Source organism: Microcystis sp. M179S2, assembly GCF_020245805.1.
In the GTDB taxonomy this organism is placed as follows: Bacteria; Cyanobacteriota; Cyanobacteriia; order Cyanobacteriales; family Microcystaceae; genus Microcystis; species Microcystis aeruginosa.
The window spans coordinates 1-6,754 of record NZ_JADBUE010000099.1 but is presented as its reverse complement, the minus strand read 5'-3'; the positions used below and the strand labels follow the sequence as shown (position 1 = coordinate 6,754).

The following is a 6,754-nucleotide window of genomic DNA, read 5'->3' as shown; positions in this document are numbered from 1 at the left end:
TTGTTTTCGGATTTATGCAAGAGGTCTACTTATTACCCCCGACAATCAGCCGTTAACTTTTCGAGAAAAACTATCTAGGGCTGGCTGAATAAATGTGAAATGTAGGCAAGGTAAGGGCTTTGTGGCTTTACGAGCGAAACAGGTGCAAGATTTTGAGAGAATCGTCGTTCAAAACCTGGCGTCTTCATCGGCCCGCGTCCTGTAGGGGCGAAGCATTCGGGCAATAACCTATCGGTGAAACCGTAGATTTTCTAACCGAATGCTTCGCCCGTACTTTTTGCCGCAAACCCTATTTATTCCAAAGTTTTAACGCTCAAAACTTGGGGGGGTGTGGCATCGGGGGGATAGAGAAAATCGAGATTAATGTCGCGTCTGGCTCCGGGGGGAAGTTCCACCTGTACTAAAGCTTCTCCCTGTTGTCCTTCCCGTTGAACGAGATGGAAAAAACGTTCCTCGGTGCGTCCCAGTGCGTTACGATAGGTAACGCGCACTGCACCCCGGAAAAATACCGGTCCCTGGACGGGTTCAACAAATAGCAAGCGATCGAGATAATTGTCTTCTTTAATTGGGGTTTGAATACTCAAAGCCACCACCTGGGTTTTGCTGGTATTGTTATATAGAGGTAAAGTCAGATAGTAGTGAACACCGTAGTTACCGTGAGCTTTGAAAGCCGTATCGGGATAACGCACTAACATGGGGGCGCTTTGAATTTGTCTGGTTCCGAAAGTAGCTGCTGTCACCGTACTTAAAGGATAGGCAAAAGCTTGACCGGGTTGAGGAATGGTGAGATTAATTCCCCCTTTGGGATCGACAATGCGGGTTGCCCATTCCGAACCGACAGAAATTCCGGCCACGCGACCATAAAAATTTCTTCTTCCAGGGAACCATTGATCGGGGGGAGTGGGGGGAAAATCGCGAGGAGCCGCTAAATCACCTCTAACTAATAGGGTACGCCATTCCTCTAGGGTAGGGGGACGAAAGGTTGCTATTTCCCGATCTTCGATTTTGACTTTTTGGGGAACTTCGTAGAGGGCTAAATTGGCCATATAGACCGGTCCATCGCTGTAGAGACGCAGGAGGGTCGAGCGGGCGCTACTTCTGGGGATAACCAGATCGAATAGCATCCGACTTTGGCCTGGGGGAATGACGATCTGGGCGGGAAATTGGGTATCATGGCGACGACGCATGATATCGCTGGCTAAACGGGAACCGGGACCGGAAAAAACCCGGCCGTTGGGATCTTCCACCAGAGAGGGTAAATCGACAAAAGGGGCATCGGCGGAGGTAACGTAACTGACTCCTTGCAGGATGCGGATAACGAGGTTTCTGGAGGTAGGATTAGTAACGATCAGACCCTGGTGTAAGTCGCGATCGGGATCGGTTTGACGGGCGATGTGGTGGGTGAAAACGTCAAAACGTCCTTGTAGGGGATGATTGAGATGGGCTATGGGAAAACGTTTTCCTTTGCCGGGGAAAGTAGAGAGGAGAATTCCCTCTTTTTCTACGATTTCGGGACTATTGCTATTAAAAACCAGCACATCATTCAGTTGACCGGGCAACTGACGCACTTCCTGATATTGGGTGATTAATTTCCTCTCTATCTGGGGCAGAACCGAGGCGGACTGAGCTAAAAGAATAGTGGGTAAGAAAGAAAGCATAGAGATTCTATATTTATAGGATCTAATTAAGGGTGAGTCGATGGAGAGGTGAAGTTATAGGACAATATAAGCGAGTTTGTCTTGGCGATCGATAAAGAATCTTAATATATTTTTAAGGTCTGATCAAGTCTTGTCAGGGGTGATGTGAGCTAGGGGCGGTTTTCTGGGTGAGCAAGGGAGAATACCCCTTGCTATTGCCGATTTTAAGGGTTAAGTTGAGAATGACCCGTAACTGCTCACCCTAGCTTTAAATTTCGCCGCGAATTTCTTCGACGATGCCATCTCTAAGGACGAGTTCCACATTCATTTTGGCCACTAAGTTATCGCCTTTTTCGACCCGGAAAAAGCTTTCTAGTTGTGCTTGGGCGACTTCTTGATTGAGTTCCAAGAGTTGTACCTGTTGCAATTGTTGCAAATACTGGTTTTTTTGTTCGAGAAACTCACTTTTTTGTTGATTGACTTGGATTTGAATATTGTCAATCTGTTGGGCAGCCGCGGGGGGTAAGGGGATCAGGCTCTGACGCTGAATTTCGGCGATCGCTCTTTGGCCTTGGGTTTCTAATTGTTGAATTTGTGCGTCAATTTGAGCCATTTGTGCTTGTAATTGCTGTTGTGCTTCTTCTTTCCAGCGCGGAGTCACGATGACTTTAATTGTCACCGGGCGCTTCAGTAATAAACTGGTTTGTGCGTCATCCATGATTTGCTTATCCTAAAAAGGTCTTTTTGTCAAGGGGTTAGGGAATATTTGCCAGAAATATTTACTTGGCAAACATCTCGTTAATCATATCGCGATAGCGTTGCGTTACTACCGGTCGTTTAATCTTTAAAGTTTGGGTCATCATGCCGTTTTCTTGGGAAAAAGGCTCTAAAATTAACTCAAAGGTTTTAATCTGGTCATCGGCACGATAACTGGGCCGATTTCTTACCTCGCGCTTTAATTCTTGTTGGTAGAGAGCTAAGACTTTTTTGCTGTAGAGATCGCTAGAAAGAATCGTTGAGCGATCGCTGTGAAGATCGGGTAAATTTAAGGATATTTTCTGTTCTTGCGCCCAATTGGCCAGTATATCAAGATTAGGCACGATCAAAGCCCCCAAAGCTTTTTGATCCTGTCCCACTAGCATAATTTGGGAGATAAAGGGACTGCGTAAACAAGCATCTTCAATCGGTTGCGGTTCGATATTTTCACCATTGCTCAAAACAATTGTATCTTTGGCCCGTCCGGTTAAGACTAAATCCCCAGCAGCGGTTAACCAACCAATATCACCGCTATCAAACCAACCATCGGGAGAAATCGCTTTTTCGGTTGCTTCGGGTTTTTTATAGTATCCCTGCATCACCTGCGGACCGCGAATCAAGACTAAACCGTGTTTTTCTGTCGGTAAGACTTCTTTGCTGTGTAAATCGACAATAGAGATTTCTGTCTGAAGGACGGGACGACCGGCAGACCCGCGCAGGTTATGATCGATACGACGGACGGTAGCGACAGGAGAAGTTTCTGTCAGTCCATAACCAACTAAAATCGGGATTCCCGCAATCTCATAGAAAGTATCTAGATGTCTGGCTAAGGAACCACCGCCACTAACCAAGATTTTAACTTTATTTCCCACTGCTTGGCGAATTTTGCCATAAACTAGCTTATCACCGATGGCATGGAGGGGATAGAGTAAGAGGGATTGAATTCTTGCTTTTAGTCTTTCGATCCCGGAAGCGTGAAGGTGATCTAGACTGAGATTATCGGCGATGCGTTTAGCAATAACGTACTTTTCCGACTTTTCTAGCAAAAATCGCACTAATTTCTGTTTTGTGGCCGGTTGTTCGCTAAATTGTTTTTGGATACCTTCGTAAAGGGATTCCCAAAGACGGGGAACTCCCACCATTAATTGCGGACTAAATTGCTTTAAATCCTGCTTAAAAGTGCGAATACTGGTATAAATCTGGGTGCAACCCTGAGCTAGACTGAAATACTCACAACTGCGCTCGTAGGAATGCCATGAAGGTAGTATACTTAAAACTCGATCGCCGGGATCCGGTTGAAAGATAGCATTTAAGTTGCGTACCTGATGCAGCAGATTACCGTGACTTAACATCACCCCTTTTGGTTGTCCCGTCGTTCCCGATGTGTAGATGAGGGTAGCCAGATCATTTTCGCCCTTGGTGATGGGTTTAAGGGTGTTCTCAGCCCCGATCGCCATTAGTTGCTTGAAATTTAAGGTCTGCACGGAAATCGCCCCAGTAGCGGGGTCTTCGTCGGTGAGCAGCACGATTAATTTTAGGGGCAATTCAGGGATTTTCGCCAGCAATTTCCCTAAAGTTTTGTTATTTTCGACAATCAGCGTCTGACTGTCACTATCGGCCAAAATATAGGCTAATTCCTCTGCATCTGCTTGAGCAGATCGTACCGCGTTGGCGGCCCCGGCTGCCATGGAACCTTGGTCGGCAATAAACCACCGGGGACTATTATCGGCAAATAAAGCGACATTTTCGGTTTCTGTGACTCCTAATGCTTGTAAAGCGGCGGCAAATTGCTGAATTTGTTGATAAAGTTCCCGATAGGTGAGAATTACTTCCGGTTTACTGTGGGGATCGTGCAGAGCGATAATATTGGGGAAACGTTGGGCAACTATTGACCAAACTTCGGGTAAAGATTGAATATTTGAATAGTCAATTAGGGTTGTCATAGCAGTAGTTATAGGGAGTTACAAGGGTAATAGCATATAGATTAACCATTCCAGGCTCTTTTTGCCGGTTCTCCTAGACAGTATTTCAACAGGTATCTGTCCTGCAAAGTTAATTTGCTTTTTTCAGATAGGTACTCTTACAAGGGTGCAACAAGGTTAGCGAGATGTATAATTAATTTTGCTTAGGTAGTTAATATAGTTGTAACTATCATAAAAAACGATGATTGCTTTATCTAAATATAATAATCTCACTCCAGAAGAATATCTTCAGTTTGAAGAAAAAAGTCCCATTAAACATGAATATATCGATGGACAAGTTTACGCCATGGCAGGGACGACTGATACTCATAATATTGTTTCGGGGAATATATACACAATTATTCGTAATCATTTGCGGGGTTCCGATTGTCGGGTTTATTTTGCCGATGTGAAAGTCAGATTAGAGAAACGCAATCACTTTTATTATCCCGATATTATTGTCACCTGCGATGACAGAGATAGAGAAACCGCTACCTACAAAAGTTTTCCTAAATTGATTATCGAAGTTCTCTCCGATTCTACAGAAGCTTTTGACAGGGGGGATAAATTTAATGATTATCAAACTCTAGAAAGTTTAGAGGAATATGTCCTAGTCAATAGTAAACACCAACGAGTGGAAACTTTTCGACGGGGTGAACAGGGTTTATGGATTCTGCAAACCTATCAGCAAGAAAGTTTTAGTTTGCATAGTATTAATCTGACGGCATCTTTTCGGGATTTATACGAGGATGTCACCCTAGAAACGGTTAATTATTCCGTGGAAGAAATAGAATAAATCATTGTTTTTTACCGGGGGGAATAAAACGGATTTCAATTCTGCGTCTGCTTGCATCTGCGTCACGATTAACCGCAGCTAATTTACCCGATGGGAGGTATAACTGTCCTGCGGAAAAAGCTCGAAATTTGACGTTTTTGAGTTTACCTGTGTTTTCGATTTCTTGCACTACTGCTAAAGCTCGCATTAATCCTAAATCAGTGTTAGAACCGGGTACTAGCATTTTAACAGATTGTTTTCTGCTGGCAACCGATTCGATATTTTTATCGAGATTACTTGTCTGCTGTATTCCCTGTCCGTCGGTGTGTCCAATTACTTGAATAAAGTCGATTTCTCTGTCTTTGGTAATGGTTTCGATAGCGGGAATAATGCGCTGACGAATATAGGTTTTTAAAGCAGGGTTTAATTCAGCACTTCCCGACTGAAATTTGAATTTTCCTGATTTTTCATCGATAACTATGGGGGTTGCTGTTTGCAGTTTTCGGTTAGCTTCCTCCAGTTTGCTGATGAGATTATAGGACTGAAAAAGTGCCAAGAGGAGAAATAAACTCAGAATCATGAAAGCATTGGACATTAAATCGGTAAATGCGGGATAAACATCCACCGATTTATCTTCATCCCGGTAGTAGGTACGTCTAGACATAATTGCTTAGAATTTGTTAGTGAAGTTATCAAATATGGTGTTAATGTCATCCTGAACATTTTTTTGAGTAGGATTAGGGATTGTCTCAAAAAGTTTTTCTATCTTATCCTTTAAGCTAGAAAATTCAGACTGAACATCTTTTTGAGTAAGATTAGGGATTGTCTCAAAAAGTTTTTTAAGTTCTTCCAACTTCTTATTTAACTTATCAATGTCATCCTGAACATCTTTTTGAGGAGGATTAGGGATTGTCTCAAAAAGTTCTTTAAGTTCTTTCATCTTATCCTTTAAGTTAGAAAATTCAGAACTCATTTCGCCAATTTTCTCCAGTTCTGCTAAACATTTGTGAATTTCTCCATAGATGTGTTCAATCATTTTTTGATTCGATTTATTTTCCTTAGCGATAACTTTCTCTAACTTATCTCGCAAAGATTCTAAGTTAGCAGTTAATTGACTGGTGTTGGTGTTCACTGCGTTAATTACTTGAGAAAAATCTGATTTAAGGCTGCCAAATTGATTGGCTGTTTTCTCAATAGATTGGGAAACTGCTTTTAATTGTTCTGAGTTCTTAGTTAATTTATCATCAACTACCATCCCTAAGTTATTGCTTAAAAGGTTTAAATCAGACTGTAAGCTTTCCTTGACTTGAGTAAGTTGCTCTGTCACTGTACCAATTAACTGAGACAAGTTAGCATTAGTCACCTCTGGATTATTACTAGAGCGCTCAATGCCATGGGAAGCAGTGAGGATTTTATCGGAGGTTTGGGATAGTCTTTGCTCAAGACGATTGATAAGTTGATTGCCTAATTGTTTCGACTCGGAGTTAAAACTGTCTTGATAGGTTTTCACGGTTTCGATTAATTTTACTAATTCTCCTTGAATGTTGGATAACTTTTCTTGTTCGGTGACTGAGCGTTGCTGATTTTGTTCTAGGATTTTCTCAGAGACTTGAGTAACTTGCTCT

The 6,754-nt window shown here is 42.7% G+C and carries 5 protein-coding genes and 1 pseudogene; 1 reads left to right on the top strand and 5 read right to left on the bottom strand.

All coding sequences use genetic code 11. The features are described 5' to 3' along the window. Positions 1-293 precede the first annotated feature (293 nt). From IM500_RS05720 to IM500_RS05710, 3 genes are all read right to left on the bottom strand, one after another. Positions 294-1,658: a DUF3370 domain-containing protein gene (locus IM500_RS05720; protein ID WP_190721302.1), complete on the bottom strand. Its 1,365-nt coding sequence runs from the start codon at positions 1,656-1,658 to the stop codon at positions 294-296. Between the two features lie 247 nt (positions 1,659-1,905). Beyond that, entirely contained in the window at positions 1,906-2,355 is a 450-nt protein-coding gene (locus tag IM500_RS05715) for a YlqD family protein (RefSeq protein WP_002756613.1), read from the bottom strand. 61 nt (positions 2,356-2,416) lie between these two features. Continuing rightward, positions 2,417-4,336: a long-chain fatty acid--CoA ligase gene (locus tag IM500_RS05710; protein WP_287737950.1), complete on the bottom strand. Its 1,920-nt coding sequence runs from the start codon at positions 4,334-4,336 to the stop codon at positions 2,417-2,419. Between the two features lie 220 nt (positions 4,337-4,556). Between IM500_RS05710 and IM500_RS05705 the strand changes: the two genes are divergently transcribed. Then, a complete protein-coding gene (locus IM500_RS05705; protein ID WP_287737948.1) occupies positions 4,557-5,150 on the top strand; it encodes a Uma2 family endonuclease in 594 nt (197 codons plus the stop codon). Between the two features lies 1 nt (position 5,151). On the opposite strand, the gene IM500_RS05700 is transcribed toward IM500_RS05705, so the two are convergent. Together IM500_RS05700 and IM500_RS05695 are read right to left on the bottom strand one after the other, a co-directional pair. Beyond that, a complete protein-coding gene (locus IM500_RS05700) occupies positions 5,152-5,793 on the bottom strand; it encodes an OmpA family protein (RefSeq protein WP_002764884.1) in 642 nt (213 codons plus the stop codon). 6 nt (positions 5,794-5,799) lie between these two features. Beyond that, a pseudogene (locus tag IM500_RS05695) lies at positions 5,800-6,754 on the bottom strand (methyl-accepting chemotaxis protein); the annotation flags it as partial.

Coding starts and splice junctions, on each gene's coding strand:
- IM500_RS05720 (WP_190721302.1), bottom strand. CDS start 1,658: ATGCTTTCTTTCTTACCCACTATTCTTTTAGCTCAGTCCGCCTCGGTT.
- IM500_RS05715 (WP_002756613.1), bottom strand. CDS start 2,355: ATGGATGACGCACAAACCAGTTTATTACTGAAGCGCCCGGTGACAATT.
- IM500_RS05710 (WP_287737950.1), bottom strand. CDS start 4,336: ATGACAACCCTAATTGACTATTCAAATATTCAATCTTTACCCGAAGTT.
- IM500_RS05705 (WP_287737948.1), top strand. CDS start 4,557: ATGATTGCTTTATCTAAATATAATAATCTCACTCCAGAAGAATATCTT.
- IM500_RS05700 (WP_002764884.1), bottom strand. CDS start 5,793: ATGTCTAGACGTACCTACTACCGGGATGAAGATAAATCGGTGGATGTT.